At 68.5% G+C, this 23,157-nt stretch carries 21 protein-coding genes and 1 pseudogene; 6 read left to right on the forward strand and 16 right to left on the reverse strand.

The annotated features are described in order from the left end of the window. Nucleotides 1-148 precede the first annotated feature (148 nt). Complete coding sequence (locus tag AABM56_RS20210) at nt 149-517, reverse strand: hypothetical protein (RefSeq protein ID WP_133861560.1); 369 nt, start codon at nt 515-517, stop codon at nt 149-151. Nucleotides 518-783: 266 nt separating this feature from the next. On the opposite strand from AABM56_RS20210, the gene AABM56_RS20215 reads away from it, so the two are divergent. Next, on the forward strand, nt 784-2,028 hold the full coding sequence (locus AABM56_RS20215) for an MFS transporter (RefSeq protein ID WP_263259268.1): 1,245 nt from the start codon (nt 784-786) through the stop codon (nt 2,026-2,028). On the opposite strand, the gene AABM56_RS20220 is transcribed toward AABM56_RS20215, so the two are convergent. Genes AABM56_RS20220 through AABM56_RS20250 form a run of 7 tightly spaced genes read right to left on the reverse strand, consistent with a single transcriptional unit; the run spans nt 2,006 to nt 9,011 of the window. Next, complete coding sequence (locus AABM56_RS20220) at nt 2,006-2,917, reverse strand: LysR substrate-binding domain-containing protein (RefSeq protein ID WP_133861562.1); 912 nt, start codon at nt 2,915-2,917, stop codon at nt 2,006-2,008. The two genes, AABM56_RS20215 and AABM56_RS20220, sit on opposite strands and share 23 nt — an antisense overlap. A 54-nt stretch (nt 2,918-2,971) precedes the next feature. Continuing rightward, on the reverse strand, nt 2,972-3,595 hold the full coding sequence (gene ycaC / locus AABM56_RS20225) for an isochorismate family cysteine hydrolase YcaC (RefSeq protein ID WP_017641105.1): 624 nt from the start codon (nt 3,593-3,595) through the stop codon (nt 2,972-2,974). Nucleotides 3,596-3,642: 47 nt separating this feature from the next. After that, entirely contained in the window at nt 3,643-5,238 is a 1,596-nt protein-coding gene (locus tag AABM56_RS20230) for an MFS transporter (RefSeq protein ID WP_263259267.1), read from the reverse strand. Nucleotides 5,239-5,250: 12 nt separating this feature from the next. Next, nucleotides 5,251-7,092 (reverse strand): amidohydrolase, encoded by a 1,842-nt coding sequence (locus tag AABM56_RS20235; RefSeq protein WP_347883663.1) that lies wholly within the window; start codon nt 7,090-7,092, stop codon nt 5,251-5,253. Between the two features lie 52 nt (nt 7,093-7,144). Continuing rightward, the gene (locus AABM56_RS20240; protein WP_263259266.1) at nt 7,145-7,963 is read right to left on the reverse strand and encodes an alpha/beta fold hydrolase; all 819 of its coding nucleotides are present in this window, start codon (nt 7,961-7,963) and stop codon (nt 7,145-7,147) included. Further along, a complete protein-coding gene (locus AABM56_RS20245; protein WP_133861566.1) occupies nt 7,960-8,589 on the reverse strand; it encodes an antibiotic biosynthesis monooxygenase in 630 nt (209 codons plus the stop codon). The genes AABM56_RS20240 and AABM56_RS20245 overlap by 4 nt, the downstream gene beginning before the upstream one ends. Continuing rightward, nucleotides 8,586-9,011 (reverse strand): DoxX family protein, encoded by a 426-nt coding sequence (locus AABM56_RS20250; RefSeq protein ID WP_133861567.1) that lies wholly within the window; start codon nt 9,009-9,011, stop codon nt 8,586-8,588. Before AABM56_RS20250 ends, AABM56_RS20245 begins: the two co-directional genes overlap by 4 nt. A 296-nt stretch (nt 9,012-9,307) precedes the next feature. On the opposite strand from AABM56_RS20250, the gene AABM56_RS20255 reads away from it, so the two are divergent. Continuing rightward, the gene (locus tag AABM56_RS20255) at nt 9,308-9,715 is read left to right on the forward strand and encodes a DoxX family protein (RefSeq protein ID WP_133861568.1); all 408 of its coding nucleotides are present in this window, start codon (nt 9,308-9,310) and stop codon (nt 9,713-9,715) included. A 36-nt stretch (nt 9,716-9,751) separates the two neighbouring features. Here the strand turns inward: AABM56_RS20255 and AABM56_RS20260 are convergent, their stop codons facing one another. Continuing rightward, complete coding sequence (locus tag AABM56_RS20260) at nt 9,752-10,672, reverse strand: LysR family transcriptional regulator (protein ID WP_133861569.1); 921 nt, start codon at nt 10,670-10,672, stop codon at nt 9,752-9,754. Nucleotides 10,673-10,769: 97 nt separating this feature from the next. Here AABM56_RS20260 and AABM56_RS20265 point away from each other — a divergent pair, with 97 nt between their 5' ends. The 4 genes from AABM56_RS20265 to AABM56_RS20280 all read left to right on the forward strand — a co-directional run bounded on the left by AABM56_RS20265 (nt 10,770) and on the right by AABM56_RS20280 (nt 14,102). Beyond that, nucleotides 10,770-11,996 carry an MFS transporter gene (locus tag AABM56_RS20265; protein WP_133861570.1) on the forward strand — a complete coding sequence of 409 codons (1,227 nt, stop codon included), beginning with the start codon at nt 10,770-10,772 and terminating at the stop codon, nt 11,994-11,996. Between the two features lie 159 nt (nt 11,997-12,155). Continuing rightward, nucleotides 12,156-12,878 (forward strand): pirin family protein, encoded by a 723-nt coding sequence (locus AABM56_RS20270; RefSeq protein ID WP_133861571.1) that lies wholly within the window; start codon nt 12,156-12,158, stop codon nt 12,876-12,878. An 80-nt stretch (nt 12,879-12,958) separates the two neighbouring features. Next, nucleotides 12,959-13,546 carry a DedA family protein gene (locus AABM56_RS20275; RefSeq protein ID WP_133861572.1) on the forward strand — a complete coding sequence of 196 codons (588 nt, stop codon included), beginning with the start codon at nt 12,959-12,961 and terminating at the stop codon, nt 13,544-13,546. Between the two features lie 115 nt (nt 13,547-13,661). Beyond that, nucleotides 13,662-14,102, forward strand: a complete 441-nt coding sequence (locus AABM56_RS20280; protein WP_133861573.1) for a helix-turn-helix domain-containing protein — start codon at nt 13,662-13,664, stop codon at nt 14,100-14,102. A gap of 621 nt (nt 14,103-14,723) precedes the next feature. Here AABM56_RS20280 and AABM56_RS20285 read toward each other — a convergent pair. The 7 genes and pseudogenes from AABM56_RS20285 to AABM56_RS20315 all read right to left on the reverse strand — a co-directional run. Continuing rightward, nucleotides 14,724-15,440 (reverse strand): annotated as a pseudogene (locus tag AABM56_RS20285) (transcriptional regulator); the annotation flags it as partial. A 158-nt stretch (nt 15,441-15,598) separates the two neighbouring features. Continuing rightward, nucleotides 15,599-16,552, reverse strand: a complete 954-nt coding sequence (locus AABM56_RS20290; protein ID WP_178083909.1) for a GlxA family transcriptional regulator — start codon at nt 16,550-16,552, stop codon at nt 15,599-15,601. Nucleotides 16,553-16,769: 217 nt separating this feature from the next. Continuing rightward, the gene (locus AABM56_RS20295) at nt 16,770-17,888 is read right to left on the reverse strand and encodes a metallophosphoesterase (protein ID WP_347883664.1); all 1,119 of its coding nucleotides are present in this window, start codon (nt 17,886-17,888) and stop codon (nt 16,770-16,772) included. A 98-nt stretch (nt 17,889-17,986) separates the two neighbouring features. Further along, nucleotides 17,987-19,279: an NTP/NDP exchange transporter gene (locus tag AABM56_RS20300; RefSeq protein WP_133861576.1), complete on the reverse strand. Its 1,293-nt coding sequence runs from the start codon at nt 19,277-19,279 to the stop codon at nt 17,987-17,989. Continuing rightward, nucleotides 19,280-20,197, reverse strand: coding sequence for an aldo/keto reductase (locus tag AABM56_RS20305; protein ID WP_347883665.1), 918 nt, complete (start codon nt 20,195-20,197; stop codon nt 19,280-19,282). It abuts the gene before it with no gap. A 296-nt stretch (nt 20,198-20,493) separates the two neighbouring features. Beyond that, complete coding sequence (uvsE, locus tag AABM56_RS20310) at nt 20,494-21,570, reverse strand: UV DNA damage repair endonuclease UvsE (RefSeq protein ID WP_133861578.1); 1,077 nt, start codon at nt 21,568-21,570, stop codon at nt 20,494-20,496. Between the two features lie 279 nt (nt 21,571-21,849). Beyond that, nucleotides 21,850-23,118: a DUF445 domain-containing protein gene (locus AABM56_RS20315; protein ID WP_133861579.1), complete on the reverse strand. Its 1,269-nt coding sequence runs from the start codon at nt 23,116-23,118 to the stop codon at nt 21,850-21,852. Nucleotides 23,119-23,157: the final 39 nt, after the last annotated feature.

Raw genomic sequence — 23,157 nt, forward strand, 5'->3', positions numbered from 1 at the left:
AGCCGTAGCCTGGAAAGCGGCGTAGCCTTTTCCAGGAATGACGTCGTTGTGCGGGGAGCGCCTTCACCCCAACCCTCTCATAGAGGGAGAGGAGAACCGAGCTGGTGTTCAGCGGCCGTGAAACGCTCGACAGCCTGCCGACCTGCCCTCAACCCTCGCTAACCGGCAGCCGGCGGACGAAGGTGCCCACCCGCCAGGCCAACTGCTCGCCCTGGCACTGCACCAGCAGATTGCGTACCGGATAGGACTGGCCGGCAATGCTGGCCTCGGCTTCCGCCTCGCTGGCGCCGTCAAGGTGGTTGCGGGCCAGCACCTGATAGCTGCCGGTGGCGCAACGCTCGGCAGCTTCGCCCGCGCAGCCGGACCAGCTGCCGAATACCCCGTTGCACTGCACCAGGTAGGCGGTGCGGCCATCCTGCAGGTAGGCGGTGTGGGAGCTGGCACAGCCGGCCAGCAGGGCGAGCGAGCCGGCGCAGGCCAGCAGGCGGAGGGTATTGCGAAGGGCGGCGAGGGACATGGGAGTGGCTCCAAACAATATGGAGCCATCGTAAGAAGCCAACGCCCTCGTCCATAAATCGTACCGGCGGATAGCGCTTATCGACGTGGCTGATGGTGCCCCCGGACGTCTCCGGTCAGGCGCGGACTTTTGTGATGCTCACCTTAAGTTTCTCGTAAGCGCTCCGGGGAGAGGCTAGCGATACAACCACTACAACCAAGGCTGCCTCCCCACTGACCCCGCGAGCCGCCAGGGCGTCGACAGCCCTTCGAGCAAGGAGATTGGCCATGTCTACCTGGACTTCTACACAGCGCAACGTGGCCTTCGCCACCTTTGCCAGCTGGACGATGGATGCATTCGACTTCTTCATCCTGGTCTTCGTCCTCAGCAACCTGGCGACGTATTTCCACAACTCGGTGACCGATGTCTCCCTGTCGATCATGCTGACCCTGGCGGTGCGTCCGATAGGCGCCCTGATCTTCGGGCGCCTGGCCGAGCGGCATGGGCGCCGGCCGATTTTGATGCTCAACATCGTGCTGTTCTCGGTGTTCGAGCTGCTGTCCGCCTGGTCGCCGACCTTCATGGCGTTCATGGCTTTCCGTCTTCTCTACGGCGTGGCCATGGGCGGGGTCTGGGGCGTGGCTTCGTCGCTGGCGATGGAAACCATCCCCGATCGCGCGCGCGGGCTGATGTCGGGGATCTTCCAGGCCGGCTATCCCTGCGGCTACCTGCTCGCCTCCATCGTCTTCGGCTTGTTCTTCACCACGGTGGGCTGGCGCGGCATGTTCCTGATCGGCGCCCTGCCGGTCCTGCTGCTGCCCTTCATCTACTTCAAGGTGCCGGAGTCGCCGGTGTGGCTGGCCGCGCGCGAGCGCAAGGAGAGTACTGCCCTGCTGCCAATCCTGCGCCAGCACTGGAAGATCTGCCTGTACATGGTGCTGCTGATGGCCTGCTTCAATTTCTTCAGCCACGGCACCCAGGACCTCTATCCCACCTTCCTCAAGGTGCAGCACCAGTTCGATGCCCATACCGTGAGTCTGATCGCCATCGGCTACAACATCGCGGCGATGCTCGGCGGCGTGCTCTTCGGTTCGCTGTCGGAACGCATCGGCCGCAAGAAGGCGATCATGCTGGCCGCACTGCTGTCGTTGCCGGTCCTGCCCCTGTGGGCCTTTTCCAGCGGCTCCTGGACGCTAGGCATCGGCGCCTTCCTGATGCAATTCATGGTGCAGGGCGCCTGGGGCGTGGTGCCCACCTATCTCAACGAACTGGTGCCGGGCAATGTGCGCGCCGTGCTGCCGGGCTTCGTCTACCAGATGGGCAACCTGCTGGCCTCGGTCAACGCTACCCTGCAGGCGCATATCGCAGCGGCCCACGGCGGCAACTATGGCCTGGCCATGGCGCTGGTGGCAGGCACCGTGGCGGTGCTGATCATCCTCTTCGTGGCCTTCGGCAAGGAGACCCGTGGCATGCAGATTTCCGGAGCGGTGGCCGAGCAGCCGGCTGGGCTCACGCAGCCGGTTCGCCCATGAATCTGATGATCTCGCCGCGCAGCCAGCGCTCGCCCGGGTCCTGGTCCTGGGCCGCGCGCCAGACCAGCGACAGCTTGGCCGGGACGATGGGAAACGGCGGTTCCTCGATGCGCAGGCCGCCGCCCGCAGCCAGCGCCCGGGCGGCGTAGTCGGGCACCGTGGCGAGCAATTCGCTGCCGGCCAGGAGCGCGCCGAGACCGTTGAAGTGGGGTACGCCCAGGGCCACCTTGCGACTGCGGCCGAGGCGCGCCAGGTCGTCGTCGATGTTGCCGCAGAGATCGCCGGACATCGACACCAGCACATGGGGCCGCGCGCAATAGTCATCCAGGGTCAGGGGCGCGGGATCGCGGTCGGCGCGCACCACCAGGGCGCGGATGTGCCTCAGGGTGCGGCACCTGGCATTGGCCGGCAGCTGGGTGGTGTAGCTGATGCCCAGGGACACCTCGCCACTGGCCAGCAGGCCGGGCAGCAGCAGGAAGTTGGCGTTGCGCACCACCATTACGCAGTGCGGCGCCACCTCGCGCAGATGGGCCAGCAGCGGCGGCAGCAGGCCGCACTCGACGTCGTCGGACATGCCCAGGCGAAACACGGCGCGACTGGCGCCGGGGTCGAAGTCGTCGACCTCGCTCAAGGCATTGGACAGGCCGTCCAGCGCCGGGCGCAGCCGTTCGAGAATGGCCAGGGCCCGCGGCGTGGGCTCCATCGCCCGCCCACTGCGCACCAGCAGGGGGTCGTCGAAGAATTGCCGCAGGCGCACCAGGGCGGCACTGATGGCCGGCTGGCCGAGAAAGAGCTTTTCCGCGGTGCGGGTAAGGTTGCGCTCGTGCATCAGGCTTTCGAACACCACCAGCAGGTGCAGGTCGATGCGGCGCAGGTCGTTGCGGTTCACGGCATCCCTCCGCGAAGGTCAGGCGCCGGGAGGGGCGCCTGACTGTCGTTTACCTTACTTGGCGGACAGCTTGGCGTAGCTGGTCATCAGGTTGCGGTAGTTGGGGATGTGGTTGGACAGCAGAGCGCCCAGGCCCTCGATGTCGTTGCGCCAGTCGCGGTGCAGCTCGCAGGCCACGCTGAACCAGTTCATCAGCTGCACGCCAGCGGCGCTCATGCGTGCCCAGGCGGCCTGTTGCACGGTCTTGTCGAAGGTGCCGGAGGCATCTGTCACCACGAAGACGTCGAAGCCTTCGGCGATGGCCGCCAGGGCCGGGAAGGTCACGCAGACGTCGGTCACCACGCCGGCGATGATCAGCTGCTTGCGGCCGGTGGCCTTGATGGCGGCGACGAAGTCTTCGTTGTCCCAGGCGTTGATCTGGCCGGGGCGGGCGATGTACGGCGCCTCGGGGAACAGCTCGACCAGCTCGGGCACCAGCGGGCCGTTGGGGCCCTGCTCGAAGCTGGTGGTGAGGATGGTGGGCAGGCCGAAGAACTTGGCGCTGTTGGCCAGGGCCAGGACGTTGTTCTTGAAGTCGCTGGGGGTGAAATCCTGGACCAGCGAGATCAGACCGGCCTGGTGGTCGATCAGCAGGACGACGGCATCGTTCTTGTCGAGACGGTTGTAGGGCTTGCTCATGGTGAATCCTCAGGGAGTGGTTTGGGGGTTGCGGGTGAAGGGCGGCATCAGGCGCCGCCCAGGAGATGGCGAATGGCGACGGGTACGCCGGGTGTCTGGTACTGGCGCGCCGCCGCTTCCAGGCGCTGTTCGCCCTGGGTGACGCGGTGGTGGTGGCGCAGGTGTTCCAGCCAGGATTCGTCGCAGAAGAATTCCTGCCAGCGGCGTGGTTCGGCGCTGTCCTGCAGCAGGGCCCAGGAGAAGGCGCCGTTGCGTCGGCGCATGGCGCCCACCGCCTGCATGGCCTGGCGAAAGGCCGGACCATGCTCGGGGGCGATGTCGTACTCCAGGGTGACCATCACCGGGCCGCGCTCGCGATCCAGGGAGTCGTCGAGGATCGGCGCCGGCCAGTGCAGCGAAGGGGCGATATCGGCGGCCGGGGTGACCGGCAGACGCAGGCGCCAGGTCAGCCCGATGCCGGCCAGCAGCACCCCGGCCGCCGCGCTCAGCGCCAGACTCAGGGAGAAGTGACTGGCCAGGGCACCCCAGAGCAAGCCGCCCAGGGCGCTGGTACCAAAGAACACCAGGATGTAGACGGCCAGGGCACGGGCGCGCACCCAGCCGGGCACGGCGGTCTGGGCCGCCACCTGCAGGCTGGAGAGCACGGCGATCCAGGCCAGGCCGCTGACCAGCATGACCGGCAGCAGCCAGGCGAAGTCGCGAATCCAGGCCAGGCCGAGCAGCACTCCGGCATAGAGCGTACTGGCACCCGCCACCAGGAGGTCGCTGGACAGCCGTTCGCGCAGCCGCGGCAGGAGCATGGCGCCGCCGATGGCACCCAGGCCGACGCACCCGAGCAGGATGCCGAAATCCAGGGCGGTGCCCTGCAGGGCCTGGCGCACCAGCAGTGGCAACAGGGCCATGCCGGCGCTGGCGCCGAGGAAAAACGCGGCGGTCCGGGCCAGCACCACCTGCAGCTGGAGCGAGCTGCGGGCATAGCGGAGGCCGACCCGGACGGCGCCCAGCAGGCGCTCCGCGGGCAGCACGGCGGCTGCAGGTTGGCGTCGCCAGGTCAGGAGCGCGACGATCACGGCAAGGAAGGAAACGGCATTGAGGGCGAAGGTCAGCCAGGGACCGGCCAGGCTGACCAGCACCCCGGCGAGTGCCGGGCCGAGGGCACGGGCCACGTTCATGCCCAGGCTGGACAGGGCGATGGCCGCGGGCAACTCGCTTTTATCGACCAGCTCGGGGGTCAGCGCCGACCAGGCCGGCAGCATCAGCGCCGTGCCCACGCCCATGGCCAGGGTCAGGCCCAGCAGCAGCGGCACGGTCATCCAGCCGGCCAGGGTCAGCCCGGCCAGAGCCAGGGCCACCGCGGCCATCCACAGCTGCACGCCGAGCAGGTAGCGCCGGCGGTCGACGATGTCGGCCAGGGCGCCGGCTGGCAGTGCCAGCAGGAACATCGGCAACGCCCCCGCCACCTGGACCAGGGCCACCGCCAGAGGACTGGCCGACAGCGAGGTCATCAGCCAGCCGGCGCCCACCTCGTGCATCCAGGTACCGATGTTGGAGGCGATGCTGGCCAGCCACAGCCAGCGGAAGGTGCGCTGACGCAGGGGCTGCCAGGGCGAGGCGGTGGTGGAAGTCAGGGCGGCGGCGGTCATGGCGGACGCTCCTCAGAAGCTGAAGCAGGAGCAGCCGAAGGCGCCCCAGAAGCCACTGAAGTCGCTGACCGGCACCCGGCTCTGGCGCGCCCGCTCATGGCCGTGGCCATGCACGGAACAGGCGCCGGCGCACTGGTGCACGGCGGCCTGCAGGGGCGCGCCGGGCTTCCAGTGGCCGGGCACCTTGACCACCGGCGACCAGTCCGGGGTGACGGGCAGGGGCGGCGGACCCAGGCGATCGAATTCCTCGGCGCCATGGACGATACGGCCACCGACCACGGTCAGCACCGACTCCAGATGCTTGATGGCCTCTTCCTCGACCGTGAAGAAGTCTGCCGAGAGCACCGCCACATCGGCCAGCTGGCCCATCCGCAGCTGGCCCTTCTTGCCCTGTTCCGAGGAGAACCAGGCGCTGCCCTGGGTGAACAGCTGCAGGGCGGTGGCCCGTGGCAGGCCTTCCTGGTAGAGCGCCAGGCCGCCGACGGTACGGCCGCTGACCATCCAGTACAGCGAGGTCCAGGGGTTGTAGCTGGAGACGCGGGTGGCATCGGTACCCGCCCCAACCGGTACGCCTTCGGCGAGCATCCGCTGGATCGGCGGGGTCTGCTCGGCCGCCTGGGCACCATAGCGGTCGACGAAGTATTCGCCCTGGAAGGCCATGCGGTCCTGGATGGCGATGCCGCCGCCGAGGGCCTTGACCCGCTCGATGTTGCGCGGACTGATGGTCTCGGCGTGGTCGAAGAACCAGGGCAGCCCGTTGAAGGGCACGTCGCGATTGACGCGCTCGAAGACGTCGAGCATGCGCGAGATGGATTCGTCATAGGTGGCGTGCAGGCGGAACGGCCAGCGCTGCTCCACCAGGTGACGCACCACCGGTTCCAGATCGGCCTCCATGGTGGGCGGCAGGTCCGGGCGCGGTTCGAGGAAGTCCTCGAAGTCGGCCGCGGAGAAGGCCAGCATCTCGCCGGCGCCGTTGTGGCGGAGGAAGTCGGTGCCCTGGTGCAGGGTGACGCTGCTGGTCCAGTTCCTGAAGTCGGTCAGCTCTTCCTTGGGCCGCTGGGTGAAGAGGTTGTAGGCGATGCGCACGGTGAGCTGGTCGGCATCGGCCAGTTCCTGGATCACCTGGTAGTCGTCCGGGTAGTTCTGGAAGCCACCGCCGGCGTCGATGGCGCTGGTCAGGCCCAGGCGATTGAGCTCGCGCATGAACTGGCGGGTAGAGTTGACCTGGTATTCCAGCGGCAGCTTGGGCCCCTTGGCCAGGGTGGCGTAGAGGATCATGGCATTGGGCCGGGCGATGAGCATGCCGGTGGGCTCGCCGCGGGCATCGCGCTGGATTTCGCCACCTGGCGGATTGGGCGTGTCCTTGGTGTAGCCCACGACACGCAGGGCGGCGCGGTTGAGCAGCGCCCGGTCGTAGAGGTGGAGGATGAACACCGGGGTGTCCGGCGCGGCCTGGTTGAGCTCCTCCAGGGTCGGCAGCCGGCGCTCGGCGAACTGGAATTCGTTCCAACCGCCCACCACCCGCACCCACTGGGGCGCCGGGGTGCGCTCGGCCTGGTCCTTGAGCAGGCGCAGGGCGTCGGCCAGCGAGGGCACGCCCTCCCAGCGCAGTTCCAGGTTGTAGTTGAGGCCACCGCGGATCAGGTGCAGGTGGGAGTCGTTGAGGCCCGGGATGGCGCGGCGACCGCGCAGGTCGACGACCTGGGTGCCCGGGCCGCGATGGGCCATGACGTCGCTGTCGCTGCCCACGGCAAGAAAGACGCCGTCCCTGATGGCGACCGCGGTCGCATCGGGGCGCTCGGGATCGACGGTGTGGAGCTTGCCGTTGTGCAGAATCAGATCGGCGTGTTGCATGTGGCCTCCGGGACCAGGATCAGAAGTCCGGGCGCGAGGCGCCCGGGAAGGCTCAGCGGGCGACGAAGGCCAGCAGGTCGCGGTTCAGCTGCTCGGCGTGAGTCACCGCGAAGCCGTGGGGGGCGCCGGCGTACACCTTGAGCTCGGCGCCACGGATCAGCTCGGCGGCCAGCTTGCCGGTGGTCGCGAAGGGCACCACCTGGTCGGCGTCGCCGTGGATCACCAGGGTCGGCACGTCGATCTTGGCCATGTCCGGCCGGAAGTCGGTCTCGGAGAAGGCGGTGACGCAATCCAGGGTGCCTTTCAGCGAAGCCAGCAGGGCGATGTTGAGGGTCTGGGTGAAGACGCCCGCAGAGACCGTCTGGCCCTGGTTGGTGCCATAGAACACCGGGGCGAAGTCGGCCAGGAACTGGGCGCGGTCCTTCAGCAGACCACCGCGGATACCGTCGAAGACGCCCTGGTCGACGCCCTGGGGGAAGTCCGGCTGCTGCCCGAACAGCGGGGTGACGGCGCCGAGCAGCGCCAGCTTGGCCACGCGCGCCGAGCCATGGCGCGCCAGGTAGCGGCTGACGTCGCCCCCGCCCATGGAAAAGCCCACCAGTGTGACGTCGCGCAGATCCAGGTGCTCGATCAGCTCCTTGATGTCGTCGGCGAAGGTGTCGTAGTCATAGCCATTCCACGGCTGGCCGGAGCGCCCGAAGCCGCGGCGGTCGAAGGCGATGGCGCGATAGCCGTGGCTGGCCAGATGGTGCATCTGGTAGTCCCACATGTCGGCGTCCAGCGGCCAGCCGTGGCTGAACAGCACGGGCTTGCCGCTGCCCCAGTCCTTGAAATAGATCTCGACGCCGTCGCGGGTGGTGAAGGTGCTCATGGTTGCTCGCCTCTGTGGGTGGAAGGAGTGGAAAAGGCGCCCGAGCGGGCGTTGAGCCAGGGCGCGCACAGGCGGCTCACCCTCGGCATGATCAGGAACACCACCAGCGGCACGATGCACAGGGTGATCAGCAGGTTGCTCGGTACAGTGCAGGCCAGCGCGGGATAGCGCGTGAACAGCGGCTGCCACAGTGGTGGGATCAGCATCGTCAGGGGCGCGATGACCAGGTAGGTCAGCACCGCCTGCTTCCAGGCCGGCGGCGGGCGCACGCCGGGGCGCGGCGGGTTGAACCAGAATTCGGCGTCGGCATGCACCTCGGGCGCATCGGCCTCGCGCAGCAGCGGCGCCACCTCGGCGATCAGCGCCTGGCGTTCGGGCGAGGCCAGCCAGGCCTGGAGCTGGTCGACGTCGGCAAAGCGCACCAGGGTGGTGAAGGCGGCGCCCTCCTCCGCCGGCGGGATGACATCCACGCCCAGGTGGCCGCAGGCCGCGCGGGCGGCGGTGACCGCGCGCTGCAGCCAGCGCTGGTAGGCGTCCTGCTGGTCGGCCAGGGGCTGGTGGCGGATCACCAGGGTGACGATGCGGCTGTGGGCCTGCTGCAGGTCCTGCCCGAGTGCGGCACTCATGACAGCGCCCTCGCGAAACCACCCTGGGTGGCTTGACGCCTGGCCAGCCGCGCCTCCAGCGAATAGCGACCCGGACCGGTGAGCGCCAGGGTGCCGAACAGCACCAGCAGCAGCCAGCCGAACTGGCCTTCTTCCAGGGACCACTGCAGATGCACCACCAGCAGCGCGATCAGCAGCACGCCGAGGATCGGCAGGCAGGCCAGGCGCGTCGCCCAGCCCAGGGCGATCAACAGCGGGCAGACGACCTCGGCGAAGACCGCGAAACCCAGGGTCGGCCAGGCACCCAGGTGCAGCGGGTCCTCGATCAGGCCGAGTTGCTGGCGGAAATGCAGCGCCTTGGGCAGACCATGCACCGCCAGGAGCAGTCCGGCGCCACCCAGGCGCAGGAACAAGAGTCCCAGATCCAGTCGCAAGCGTTCCATGGCCCAGCCTCCCGCGGAAAGAATCGGCTGCGAGAAGACCCCGCGCCGTCGATGGAGCGGACTTTCACCCGGACGACGCTGGGCGGCCTTGGACGTCTGTGCTGGTTTTTGTACGCCTGTGCTGTGGCGTGCAGGTGAAAGGATTCAGGTCACAGTACGGATCAGTACGTCGGAAATAGTCAACTCTTGAGAGACCATGAAACGCGGAACGGCTACTTAATCGAATTCAGAGTGGACAGTAACCTGGCCCCATCGCATCCACACCGGATGCCGGACCTCACCAAGGACAGTCAACGATGAACACCCAAGCCCTCACCGCCACCACCGGCCGCCTGCTGCTCGCCAGCCTCTTCCTGTTCAGCGGCGCGGGCAAACTGCTCGCTCCGGCGGCCACCAAGGGCTACATCGCCGCCATGGGCCTGCCCTTCCCGGACCTTGCCTACCTCGGCGCCCTGGCGGTGGAGCTGGGACTCGCCAGCCTGCTGCTGATCGGCTATCGCACCCGGCCGGTGGCGCTGGCCATGGCCGCCTTCACCCTGGTGACTGCCCTGGTGTTCCACCACAACTTCGCCGACCAGAACCAGCTGATCCACTTCCTCAAGAATGTCGCCATCGCCGGTGGCCTGCTGCAGGTGGCCGCCTTCGGCGCCGGGGCCCTGAGCCTGGATGGCCGGCGGCCGGCGCGGTCGGCCCGCCTCGCCTGATCGCCCTCGCTCGATGCGCCCGCCCGATCCTTGCGTTCAGGCGGGCGCTGTCACATCCAGCATCCTGGCGCAGGCCTCGCGCACCAGCTCGAGAAACAGGCGCAGCCGCGCCGGGTAGACGCGGGCATAGGGATAGATGAGATAGAGCGGCAGGGGCGCGGCCTGCCACTCGGGGAGCAGATGGACCAGGCGCCCCGCAGCGACGTCCTCGCGCACCATCCAGTGCGACAGTGCCGCGCAGCCCAGGCCGCGCACCGCGGCATGCCGGGCGACAAAGAGGCTCTCGGTGGCCAGCCGTGGCCGCAAGGGGACCAGCCGGCTTTCGCCAGTGGCGCCCAGCTGCAGGCGCAGTTCGGTCTGGTAGAACTGGGTCATGGCGATCCAGGGCAGCGCCGTCAGCTCCTCGGGTGTCTGCAGGGCGCTCGCCAGCTCCGGCGCCGCCACCAGGATGCGCTGGACGTCGCCCAGGCGCACCGCCACGGTGTCCGGATCCTCCACCACCCCCACCCGGATGGCACAGTCGACGCCATCGGCGACGAAATTCGGTGCCCGGTCGCTGAGCACCCAGTCCACCTGCATCCCCGGATAGCGCCGCAGATAGGTCTCCAGCGGATCGAGCAACTGCTCCTGGCCGAAGGCATGGGGCATCACCACCCGCAGCCGTCCCTCGGGCTCGGCATGGGCGCCGTGCAGGGCGGCGGCGAAGGCCTGCCAATCGCCGAGCAGTTGCTGGGCCTGGCGATAGCAGCGCTGGCCGTCCTCGGTCAGGCGCAGGGCGTGGGTCGAGCGCTGCACCAGGCGCACCTGCAGCGCGGCCTCCAGCGCCTGCAGGCGCCGACTGACGGTGGGCTGGGTAGTGCCGAGCTGGCGTGCCGCCGCCGACAGGCTGCCGGCCTCGACGATGCGCACGAAGGTTTCCAGCAGGTCGAGACGGTCATGGGTAAAGGTGGTGTTCATACGGCCTACGTATACCCCCTGTACCCGGCATTCGGCTACAGATAGCGATGGCTCTGGTGGAGAATGCGCTCATCGTCTTCCCACTAGGAGAACCGCCATGACCGACATTCCAATTCCGCATAGCCAGACCTCATCTCAAACTGCCAGCCTATCCCCTGCCCTGCTCGGCCTGCTAGCCACCGGCGCCGGGCTGAGCGTGGCCAACCTCTATTACAGCCAGCCGCTGCTCGGCATTCTCGCGGGTGCCCTGCCAGCACCAGCCGCCGACGTGGGACTAATCCCCACCCTTACCCAGCTCGGCTATGCCCTGGGGCTGCTGCTGCTGGCGCCCCTGGGTGATCGCTTCGACCGCCGCCGCATCATCCTGGCCAAGCTGGCCGTGCTGCTGCTGGCATTGCTGGGCGCCAGCCTGGCGCCGGGGCTGCACGGGCTGCTGCTGGCCAGCCTGGTGACCGGGCTGGCCGCCACCGTGGCCCAGGACCTGGTCCCTGCCGCCGCGACCCTGGCGCCGCCGGCCGCGCGCGGGCGCATCGTCGGCACGGTGATGACCGGCCTGCTGCTGGGCATTCTGCTGTCCCGGGTGGTCAGCGGCCTGGTGGGCGAGTGGTTTGGCTGGCGGGCGGTCTATCTGCTCGCCGCCCTGAGCATCGCCGCCATCGGCGTGGCGGTGTGGCGCGGCCTGCCCGCCTTCGCCGCCACCACCCGACTCAGCTATCCGGCCCTGCTCGGCTCCCTGGGCGCGCTCTGGCGCCGGCATGCCGCGCTGCGCCGGGCGACCCTGGCGCAAGGCCTGCTGTCGGTGGGCTTCAGTGCCTTCTGGTCGACCCTCGCCCTCTATCTGCACGCCGGGCCCTTCCAGCTGGGCAGCGCCGCCGCCGGCGCCTTCGGCCTGGCCGGTGCTGCCGGTGCCCTGGCCGCGCCCTGGGCCGGCCGCCTGGCGGATCGCCACGGCTCAGAGTGGGTAACGCGCCTGGGCATCGGCCTGGCGGCCCTGGCCTTCGCCAGCCTGCTCCTGCTGCCCTGGTTGCCGGGCGTGGCCGGTCTGGTACTGCTGGCGCTGGCGACGGTGATCTTCGACCTGGGCGTCCAGGCCACCCTGATCGCCCACCAGGCCCAGGTCTACGGCCTGGAACCCGAGGCGCGCAGCCGGCTCAACGCGGTGCTCTTCACCGGCATGTTCATCGGCATGGCTAGCGGCGCGGCCCTGGGCAGCCTGCTGCTGGCGCGGCTGGGCTGGAGCGGCGTCGCCGGCCTGGCGCTGGCGACCGCTTTGCTGGCGCTGACCGTCCGGCTCTGGCCAGCCGGTCAGCGCCGGGTTCGATGAGCGCGGCGCCGAAGGTGACGTCGGCCAGGCAAGGCCATCGTCAACCAAAACAGGACGGCCATTCTACTTCCAGCTCGTTAATCAAACCCAGGCGCCACAGTAGGATGACTTCCATGGCGTCGGAACAGACCGCGCCCCACTCAGACAAGGAGCCTCATCATGCTGGCCATTCGTAAAGCTTCCGATCGCGGCGCCGCCAACCACGGCTGGCTCAAGTCCTTCCACACCTTTTCCTTCGCCAGCTATCGCAATCCGGCGGAGCAGGGCTTCTCCGACCTGCTGGTGATCAACGACGACACCGTGACCGGAGGCCAGGGCTTCGGCGAGCATCCGCACCGCGACATGGAGATCTTCTCCTATGTGCTCGAAGGCGCCCTGGAGCACCAGGACAGCCTGGGCACCGGCTCGGTGATCCGCCCCGGTGACGTCCAGCTGATGAGCGCCGGCAGCGGCGTCAGTCACAGCGAGTACAACCACTCGGAGCGCGAGAGCGTGCACTTCCTGCAGATCTGGATCGTGCCCAACGTGCGCCGCGCCGAACCGCGCTACCAGCAGCAGCACTTCAGCGCCGCGGCCAAGCGTGGCCGCCTGGCCCTGATCATCTCGCCGGACGGCGCCGAGGGTTCGCTGGAAGTGCGCCAGGACGCCCGGGTCTACGCCGGTCTGTTCGACGGCAGCGAAGGCGCCACTCTGCAACTGGCCCCCGAGCGCCATGCCTATGTGCACGTCGCCCGCGGCAGCCTGGAACTGAACGGCGTCCTGCTGCAGGCCGGTGACGGCGCCAGACTGCGCGGCGAGCGCGAACTGCAGCTGGCCCACGGCACCGACGCCGAGGTGCTGGTGTTTGATCTGCGGCCCAACGAACTGCCGCAAATGCCCTGACTACGATTTGCTCGCGAAATCGTAGGCCCTGTTTGCGCTAGGAGGCCGCTCCAACGGCCTCCCCTTGCCGAGAACGCGCCATGAGCACCCAAGCCCTGACCTCCCTGGTGGCCGGTAACGCCACCCTCTGGCTGACGCTGAACGTCTTTGGCGAACAGCTGGGCCTGCCGGTACCGGCCTATCCGTCGCTGGTGGTGATGGGCGCCGCGGCCGATGAAGCCGAATTGCTCCTGGCGCTGCTGGCTACCGTGGCGGTCACCGGCGTGGCCGATCTGCTCTGGTACTGGGCCGGCCGGCGACATGGCGCCTGGCTGTTGCGCCACCTGCCTGGCCACGTCCCGGCGGCTACCCGCCTGCCCGGCCTGCTGCTGGTGGCCAAGTTCGTCCCCGGCGCCGCGGCCCTCGCCACCCTCAGCGCCGGTGCCAGCGCCATGCCCCTGCGGCGCTTCCTGGCCTACGACCTGGGCGGCGCCACCCTGTGGATCGGCTCCGGCCTGGCTCTGGGAAAGCTGTTCGAAGAACACATCCTGGCCCTGCTCGACAGACTCCAGGCCTATGGTCCGGCGCCCCTGCTGATCGCCGGACTACTCGGCCTCGCCCTGCTGGGCTGGCACCTGCTGGCCCGGCGGCACCCTCGGCCAGCTCCGGCGCGACAGTATTGCGCCTAGAGCGTTGCCGCCTTAACGCTAATTAACGATAGGCAACTCGCACGTCAGACAACTGCAGGGAATCATTCTCATCCAGGCGGTCGCGCGACGCGGCTGGTTTGATAGGGAGAGCGCCATGTCCATGACCGTCGATAGCACCCTGGCTCTATCCAGCACCCGACTGATCGGTTTGGCCGCCTGGCAGGAACGGCTGGCCAAGGAGGTCCTGCTGCAGCATCTGGAGCGCGGTATCAGCGTCAGCCAGGTCGCCTCCGTCTGCGGCCTGTCGCGCAGTCACTTCACCCGCCAGTTCAAGCTCAGTGCCGGGCTCGCTCCACTGGAATGGTTGCGGCAGCAGCGCATCCACCGCGCCCAGCAATTACTCGCCGAGCGCGAATTGCCCCTGGCGGCGATCGCCCTGGAATGCGGCTTCTTCGATCAGGCGCATCTGAGCCGGGTATTCACCCGCGCCATCGGGGTCCCGCCGCTGGCCTGGCAGCAGCAGGCCCTGGAGCGGCGGTTGCTGGCGGAACTGCCGCAGATGCAGCCGCAGCATGGCCAGCAGGCGGTAGCCTAGCGTCGCCCCGCTGCCTTCCACCAGGATCAGCGACTTCTCCACCAGTTGCCCCAGCAGGGGGATGAAGTGCGCCTCCTCCAGCCCGCGCTGCGCCGCCAGCGCCAGGGCCTCGCTGCGACTGAAGCGCTCGCCGGCCTCGGCCAGGGTCGCCAGCACCGCGAATTCCGACTCGCCCAGGCTGTGCAGACTCCAGTCCAGCATGGCGCCGAGACTGCGTTGCCGCTGCGCCGCGGTCCGCCGCCCCTGGACACTGAGGTAGTAGCCGCCTTCGAGTTGCGCCAGCACTCCGTTCAGGCCCTGGGCCGCCACCTGCTCGGCGAGGATCTCCAGCGCCAGGGGTACGCCCTCGCTGCGCCGACAGATCTCGCCGACCAGTTGCACGTCGGCCGGCTGCAGTCGCAGCCCCGGCAGCCGCGCCCGGGCGCGTCGGACGAATAGGCGAAAGGCCGGTTCGCGCATGGCCTCGCGCAGGTGGTGCGAGGGTGGATTCGCGATCGGCAACGGTGCCAGGCGCAACACGGCCTCTCCCTCCACCCGCAGGGCCTCGCGACTGGTGACCAGCACCCTGAGCTGCGGACAGCCTTGCAGCAGATTTTCCACCAGCCAGGCCGCCGGTTCGACCAGCCGCTCGGCATTGTCCAGCACCAGCAGCAGGCGGCGCGTGGCCAGGGCTTCCTGCAGCGCCGGCAGACCGCTGCCGCTGGCGAGGCCCAGGTCGCTGGCTAGGCGCTCCACCAGCGCCATCATGTGGCCCAGTGCGGCGAGATCGAGACTCTGTATCCCGTCGGCAAAGTCCTCCGCCAGCACGGGCAGCAGATGCTGGACCAGCAGCGACTTGCCGACACCGCCGGTGCCCACCACCGACACCAGGCGGCGCTGGGCAAGCAACCGGCGCAGTTCGACCAGGCTGGTGTCGCGACCTTCCAGGTGCGTCAGCGGCGGTGACGTCTCGACCAGGGGTATCAGGTCGCCTTCGCCCAGCCGCTCCACCGGCGGCGCGAAGCCGTAGCCGCGCTGGCGGACGCTGAGGATGGGATCGTCGGCGCTGTAGGAGCGCAGCACCCGGCGCAGGGCCGAGATGTGCACCCGCAGATTGATGTCCTCGACGACGCTCCCGGGCCACACCCTCGTCATCAGGGTCTGCTTGTCGACCAGCTCGCCAGGGTGTTCCAGCAGCACCCGCAGGATGTCCAGCGCCCGCCCGCGCAGGGGCAGCACGCGCTCGCCATCGAGCAACAGGCGCCGTCGCGCATCCAGGACCAGGCCGCAGAAGCGGAAGGCACTGGCGTCTTCCAGGGACTTGAGCTCTTGCATGACCATGCCGCGCCACGCCGCCATGGGTCGCCGGGGGTACTCCTTCCCGGCGCCCGCGGGCGTCTGCGCCTCTCCTTAGCCGATAGGTAGGACCATTCTGGCCGCTGCCCAGGCAGGTTGTACGACGATCTACGGCCAGAAGCTGCCATCGATGGGCGTGATACCGCCATCAGCCGCCGATTTCAGCTGAATTGATAGCGGTACTGCGCCGGGGTCAGGCCCAGATGGCTCTGGAAGGCAGCGCGCATGCAGCGGTCGCTGGCGAAGCCGCTGCGAAAGGCCACCGTCTTCAGCGGCAGCTCGGAGGTCTCCAGCAATCCACGGGCGTGATCGATGCGCGCGCGCAGGACGAACTCCAGCGGCGTCATGTCGGTGTCGCGCTTGAACACCCGGGCGAAGTTGCGGGTGCCCATGGTCGCCAGCTCGGCGAGCCGGCTGATCGAATAGGCCTGGTCGATGTTCGCCACGACGTGGTGCTGCACCCGGGTGATGGCGGTGGCCGCCTCAGGTTCGTCGAACAGCGGACTGAACTGGGCCTGCTTGCCCTGCCGCTGGGTCACCACCACCAGCACCTTGGCCACCTCCCGGGCGATGGCCTTGCCATGGTCCTCGGCCACCAGCGCCAGCGCCAGGTCGATGCCGGCGGTGACCCCGGCCGAGCTCAGCAGCGGGCCATCGCTCAGGTAGATGTCATCGGCGGTCACCTGGGCACGGGGAAAGCGTCGCGCCAGGCGCTCGCGATAATTCCAGTGGGTGGTCACCCGTCGGCCATCGAGCAGGCCGGCACTGCCGAGCAGAAAGGTACCGGTGCAGACCGCCCCGTAGCGCGCGCACTGCGCGGGCACCTGGCGCAGCCAGGCCGCGACGTCCGGATGGGGCTCCAGATAGGCCCCCGGTCCACCGGGCACCAGCAGCAGGTCATAGGCCGCGGGCGGCTGCTGGGTGGTGAGTTCCGTGCGTATCGTCATGCCATTGGAACAACGCAGGGTCCGCCGCCGCCCGGCGGCGATGGTCACGATGCGATAGTGGTCAGCCGCGGCCAGATAGCGATTGGCGATGGAAAACACCTCCACCGGCCCGGCGAAATCCAGCATCAGCACCTCGGGGACCAGCAAGAAAGCCACTGTCCTCGTCATGGCGATACATCCTTATCCGTGTAGCAGTTGGTCCTTGAACGCTGGGGCGTCCGGGTGAATGCAGGGACGAGGATAAGGATCTGTCCCCTGAGGACAAGCAGTGGCAAAAGGCCACCCATCTGCCTTTTGCCTTGCGCGATCAGGGCTCGAAGTGCCCAGGGGCTCTGGGTCGGGATTCCTGGCGTGCCGGATGCGGATACCGCCGCTTCGCCTGCCGCTACCCTTTTCGCAACCTGATCAGGGTGATCTCGCTCGGCGCGCCGAATCTCAGCGGCGGGCCCCAGTAGCCGGTGCCGCGGCTGATGTAGACGGTCAACCGATCCAGGCGGTGGATGCCGGCGACCCAGGGTTGCTGCAGGCGCACGAAGTGCATCCAGGGCCAGAACTGGCCGCCGTGGGTGTGGCCGGAGAGCTGCAGGTCGGCGCCGGCGGCGGCGGCCTTGGGCGCCGAGCGCGGCTGGTGGGCCAGCAGCAGGCGGAACAGCCCTTGCGGGGCGTTGGCGAAGGCGGTCGCGGCGTCGCTGCGGTGGCTCGGCACATAGAGCGGCGCCGAGTAGTCGGTGATGCCGGCCAGTACGAAGGGCGTGCCCTGGTGCTGTAGCACCCGGTGCTCGTCGAGCAGCACAATCAGGCTCTGCTCGCGCCAGGTACGTACCCAGGCTTCGGCGCCGGAATAGTATTCGTGATTGCCGGTGATGGCGTAGGTGCCCAGGCGCGCCTTGAGTTGTTGCAGCGGCAGGAATTCCTGCCGCAGTTCGGCCACCTTGCCGTCCACCAGGTCACCGGTGATGGCCACCAGGTCGGCGTCCAGACCGTTGACCCGCTCGACGATGCGCTGCAGATAGCCGGCCTTGATGGTCGGGCCGATGTGCAGGTCGCTGAGCTGGACGATGCGCAGTCCTTCCAGGCCAGCGGGGAGCGTCGGAAGGGCCAGCTCCACTTCCTTGACCTTGGCGGTGCGCCGGGCGTTGTAGACGCTGCGCAGCGCCACCAGCAACACCAGGCCCAGCACCACCCAGGCGCTGCCGACGCGCCAGGCGGCGTCCAGCGGGTGGCCGACCAGGCTGGCGAGCGCCACCACCAGGCCGCGCAGCAGACTGAACACCGACAGGCTGGAAAACACGCCCATGGCGATCAGCGCCGCCCAGGCCAGCAGGCGCGAGTTCATGTCCCGCGAGCGAAAGCCCAGGGGCACCAGGACGAAGGACAGGATCAGCAGGGCCCAGAACGGCAGCTGGGCGACAGGCGACAGCCCGAGGTCACCGATGACACTGAGGCCGATGAACAGGTGCAGGGCGAACAGGACCAGGTACATCATGGCGCGGGAGCGGAACATGGAGGGCCTTGAGGCAGGAAGAAGGCCTTACCTTAGCACCCTGCAGGGCGCCTCTCGGAGCCCCGGGTTGTTTCCGGCTACAACGATTCAGCCGGTATTCAGCGCCGCTCCGCCTCGTCGGCCTGGGCCGCCTGGTCCGCCCGGCGGCCCAGGTAGAAGCCGAGCCAGGCCCAGAGCGCCGCGCAACCGGCGCCCACCAGCGCCGGCAGCCAGGCGCCATGGCCGAGCAGGTCCAGCAGACTCTTGGCCCAGCCGCTGGCGGCGTCACCGGCGCGATAGACCACGGTGTCGATGAAGTTCTTGGCCTTGTACTGGGTCTCGGCATCCAGCGGCGCGAAGAGCATCTCGCGGCCCGGGCGGATGAAGGCGTATTCGCCGATCCGCCTGACGATCATCAGCCCCGCCAGCATGGCGAAGGTGGGCAGCAGCGCGAGGCCCAGGAAGCCGATGCACATCAGCAGCGGCACCCCGGCCAGGAGCACCCACACCCCGAGGCGCTGGGCCAGGCGGCCGGTGATCAGCACCTGGCTGGCCAGGGCGCCGGCCTGGACCACGAAGTCCAGCAGGCCGAACACCTGCACCTGGCGGGCGCGATCGGGAAACAGCTCGGCCACCAGGCGCGCCTGTTCGAAGTAGAGAAAGGTGCTGACCGTGGCCAGCAGGATGACGAAGGCGCTCACCGCCAGCAGATAGGGGGAGGCCAGCACCCGGGTCAGGCCGCTGAAGGGATTGCCGGCCACCGGGCGCCGCGGGCTTTCGGTCGGTGGCGCGCCCGGGCGTCCGGCGCCCCGGGTCTCGCGCCAGCCCATCAGATAGGCCTTGAGCCTGAGCGCCAGAAGCAGCAGCGCGGCGGCCAGCAGCGCCAGCCCCGCCTCGCCGACCCGGGGCGCCAGGGCGGCGGCCAGTACCGGCCCGAGCAGCCCGCCGACACTGGCCCCGGCGGCGATGAAGGCGAACAGCCGCCGCGCCTGGGCGCCGTCGAAGACATCGGCCATCAGACTCCAGGCCACCGAGACCACGAAGAGGTTGTAGACCGAGATCCAGACATAGAAGATGCGCGCCAGCCAGACGCTGTCGCCCAGGCTGGCGAAGCAGGCGGCGAACGCCAGCAGGTTGAGGGCGAAGCAGCCGTAGACCCAGTCGACGAAGCGAATCCGCGCCACCCGCGAGTTGAGCCAGGCGAACAGCGGCACGGCGAGCAGCATCACCAGGAAGGTGGCGGTGAACAGCCACTGCAGATTCTCCACGCCACCGGCGATGCCCATGGCCTCGCGGATCGGCCGCAGCATGAAGTAGCCGGCGAACAGGCAGAGAAACAGCGCAAAGCCGGCCAGGGCCGCGGGCGACTCGCCGGCGCGGGCGTCGAGGACGCGACCGAGCCAATCCTTCATCTAGGCGAACAGCCCGGCGATGGCCTCACGCTGGCGCGCATCGGGCAGGCGACCGCGACCGGCCTGGAGGTTATCGATCATGTAGCGTGGGTTGCTGGTGGCCGGGATCACCGCGGTCACCGCCGGGTCGGCGAGGATGAACTTGAGCAGCAGTTGCGCCCAGCTGGTCGCGCCCAGTTCGGCGGCCAGGGCTGGCAGCGGCTTGCCACGGGTGCCGGAGAGCAGATTGCCGCGCTGGAAGGGGCGATTGATCAGCACGGCGATGCCCTGGTCGCGGCAATAGGGCAGCAGGCGTTTTTCGGCTTCGCGCTCGCCTATCGAGTAGTTGAACTGCACGAAGTCGACCTTCTCCTTTTGCAGCGTGGCGAGCAGATCGTCCAGCGCCGCTTCGCGATAGTGGGTGACGCCGACATAGCGCACCTTGCCGGCCTGCTGCTGTTCGCGCAGCAGGGCCAGCTGGTTGGCGGTGTCCTGCAGGTTGTGCACCTGGACCAGGTCCAGGCGTTCGCTCTGCAGGGCCTTGAAGCTGGCGGCCAGTTGCGCCGCGCCGCGTTCGCGCCCGCTGGCCGACACCTTGGTGGCGAGAAAGACCCGCTCGCGAGCCTGGGCCCGCTTCACCAGCTCGCCGGCCACCCGTTCGGAATTGCCATAGCTGGGCGCGGTGTCGATGAGGGTGCCGCCGCCGTCGAGCAACGCCTTGAGTACCTCCTGCAGTGGCGCCAGGGCGGCATCGTTCAGCTCGACATCGAGATTGCCCGAGGTGCCCAGGCCGATGACGGGCAGGGCTTCGCCGCTGCGCGGGATCTTGCGGGTCAGCAACGGCTCGGCGGCCTGGGCGCTCTGCCACAGCCAGGGCGCGGCGGTGACCGCGGCGGCCAGGGCGGTGGTGGTCTGCAGGAAATGGCGACGGGTCGGCATGGCGGGCCTCGCGACGATCGAATTCGGAAGGATGACCCTTGAGTTAAGCGGTTCTTCCAGCCGACCGCCCACCGGGCTCATTGCCGCATGTTGCGAATGAAGCCCTGCCCGTAGGTTGGCGCTGAGCGCAGCGAAGCCCAACGGTGTCCAGGGTTGAAGCTCCCTGTTGGGCTTCGACGATGGAGCCGTCTCAGCGCCAACCTACGTACCGACTCCCGTAGCCTGGACAACGGCGTAGCCTTGTCCACGGGTGGCGCCAATGCCCACCTGTGGAAAACGCTGCGCGGTCTTCCACGCTACGGGTTGGCGGCATCCTGGCCCGCAAGAATCCCGTGATCTGCCGGCGGCAGCGTACCGTCGCCCCCCAGGTAGCGGTCGTAGAAATCCCGCACCGTGACGTTCTTGTGCTTGGCCTCGAACATGATGTCGAAGCGGTCGAGAAACTGGCAGGCGTAGCGGTTGCACCAGTCGTTCCACATCATGTCGCTGTGGGCATAGAGCAGCCGCTTGCTGATCTGCTGCAGCAGGAACCTGATGTCGATCCGCTCGCTGGGCGAGACGCCCATTTCCAGCAGGGCTTCCGGCGGCTGGGAGTAGTGCATGGCCGGTCGCACGCCGCGCCAGCTGTCGATGATCCTCGCCACCCGTGGCTCCCAGGGATCGATGTGGGCCTCTTCGTGGATCCAGCAGTGGTGGATGTCCAGCACCACCGGGGCGAGATCGGCCAGTTGCAGGCAGTCGTCGACGCCGTAGGTCTTTTCATCGTTCTCGAAGGTGATGCAGTTGCGCGCCTCGCTCGACAGACGCGGCCAGATCGCGCGAATGCCGGGCACGCCCAGGCGGCCGGCGATGTGCACATTGCACTTGAAGTCCTGGAATTTCTGGCCGTAGCCCATCAGGCGGATCATATCGGCGTGGTATTCGAATTCCTTCAGGCTGTTCTCCACCACCTCGGGGCGATCCGAGCCCAGCACGCAGAATTGCCCGGGGTGCAGCGACAGCCGCACATCGCGGCGGCGGGCCAGTTCGCCCAGCCGGCCGAAGCGATCCTCGAGCAACGCCTGGAGCTCCTGGGAACGATAGAAGTAGGCGAATTCGGCGTGGCTGTAGAAGGGCAGCAAATCGCTGCTCAGGCGCAGCATGCGCAGATTGTCCGGCAGGTCGGCGACGTGCTCGACGAATCTCAGCTGGGCATCCAGGTTGTGGGTAACCACGTCCAGCAACTTGGCCTCGGCGGCGGCGCGTTCGACGCTGCCGAGCCAGCGCAGGGTGGTGGTGCGGGTATTGAAGGCCCGCTCGACCTGCTCCAGTGCCTTGAGCGACAGACTGCGCTCGGGATGACGGTACATGCAGGCAAAGCCGATTCGATACATGGGACGCTCGGGACAGGGACTATGGGCTTTAGTCCGCGCGGCGCCGCTTGGGTGCGGGCGGGGTGATGGGTGGAGGGGGCTTGGGGTTTGGCGTCCGGGTCTGCCCTCACCCGGCCCTCTCTCAGGGGGAGAGGGGGTGGTCTGGCAAAGGGGTGACGTTCTCGATGTATCAGCTTGAGCGGCGGCAGCCAGTGGAAAACGCTGCGCGGTTTTCCACGCTACGGGGGCGGCGGTAGGGTGGAAAACGGCGCAGCCTTTTCCACGCGTGCTCTGGCTGCCCTACCCCGGCCCCAGCCAAACCGTCAGGGCATGCAGCACCAGCCCCACCAGGCCGCCCACCAGGGTGCCGTTGATGCGGATGAACTGCAGGTCCTTGCCGACGCTCTGTTCCAGTTGCTGGACCAGCTCGTCGGTGTCCCAGGCGGCCACGCGGGCGGCGATGTAGTCGCCGATGCGCTGGCGGTTGCGGTCGATGAAGGGCGGCGCCACGGCCATCAGCTGCTCGTTGATCCAGCGTCGCATGGCTTCGTCGCGACTCAGGGTGTCGCCCAGCTCGGCCAGCAGCCGGCCCAGGCGCCGGCGGATGCGCGAATCCGGGGCGGCGAGATCGGCCTGCAGCCAGTTCACCAGTTGGTCCCACAGCTCCTGCAGATAACCCGCCAGCGCCGGGTGCTCCAGCAGCCGGTCGCGCAGTTGTTCGCCGCGCAGGCGAAAGGCCGGGTCCTCCTTGAGGCGCTCGATGAAGCCGACCAGATAGCCATCGAAGTGCCGACGCAACTCATGGTCGCGGTCATGGCTGATCTCGCCGATCAGGCGCGACACCGCCTGCACCACCTTGATCGCCGACCAGCGTCCGACCCGCTCGTCCAGGCCCAGGTACTTCAGGGTACGCAGCTCGCCGCCGATGGTGCGGGCGATCAGCGCCTGGGTGTCTTCGTCCTGCAGCAGGCGATCGATCTCCTGCAGCACCTCGTCGAGCACCGCCTGATGGCGACCGTCGGCGGTCAGCATGTCGAGCAGTTCGCCGGACAGCGCCGCCACGTCCAGGCGCTGCAGCCGCTCCACCGCCACTCGCCGGATGAAGGCCTGCACCCGCACTTCGCGCAGGGCTTCCAGGGAATAGCGGGCGACGCCGGTGGCCTGGCTGGCCACCGCTGCGGCGTTGTCCGGCTGGCGCAACCAGCCGGCCAGGCGCCCGGCGGCGTCCAGTTCCTCCAGCTTGGCCAGCACCTGGGGCGTGCCGAGGAAGTGCAGGCAGATGAAGTCCGACAGCTTGCGCCCGACTCCGGCCTTGTTGCGCGGGATGATGGCGGTGTGGGGAATCGGCAGGCCCAGCGGATGGCGGAACAGCGCGGTCACCGCGAACCAGTCGGCGATGGCCCCGACCATGGCCGCCTCGGCGAAGGCGGCGGCGTAGCCCCAGGCCGGATGGCTGGCCTCGAGGCCAGTGGCCAGGCAGTAGAGCGCGGCCGCCAGGAACAGCAGCAGCAGCGCGATGAGCTTCATGCGCCGGACCGGGGTGAGGCCGTCGCCGGAGAGTGTGGTCATGGAAGAGGGACAGTCCTCGCGCGGGATGATCCCAGCATC

The organism is Pseudomonas aestiva (assembly GCF_039908605.1).
GTDB lineage: Bacteria > Pseudomonadota > Gammaproteobacteria > Pseudomonadales > Pseudomonadaceae > Chryseomonas > Chryseomonas aestiva.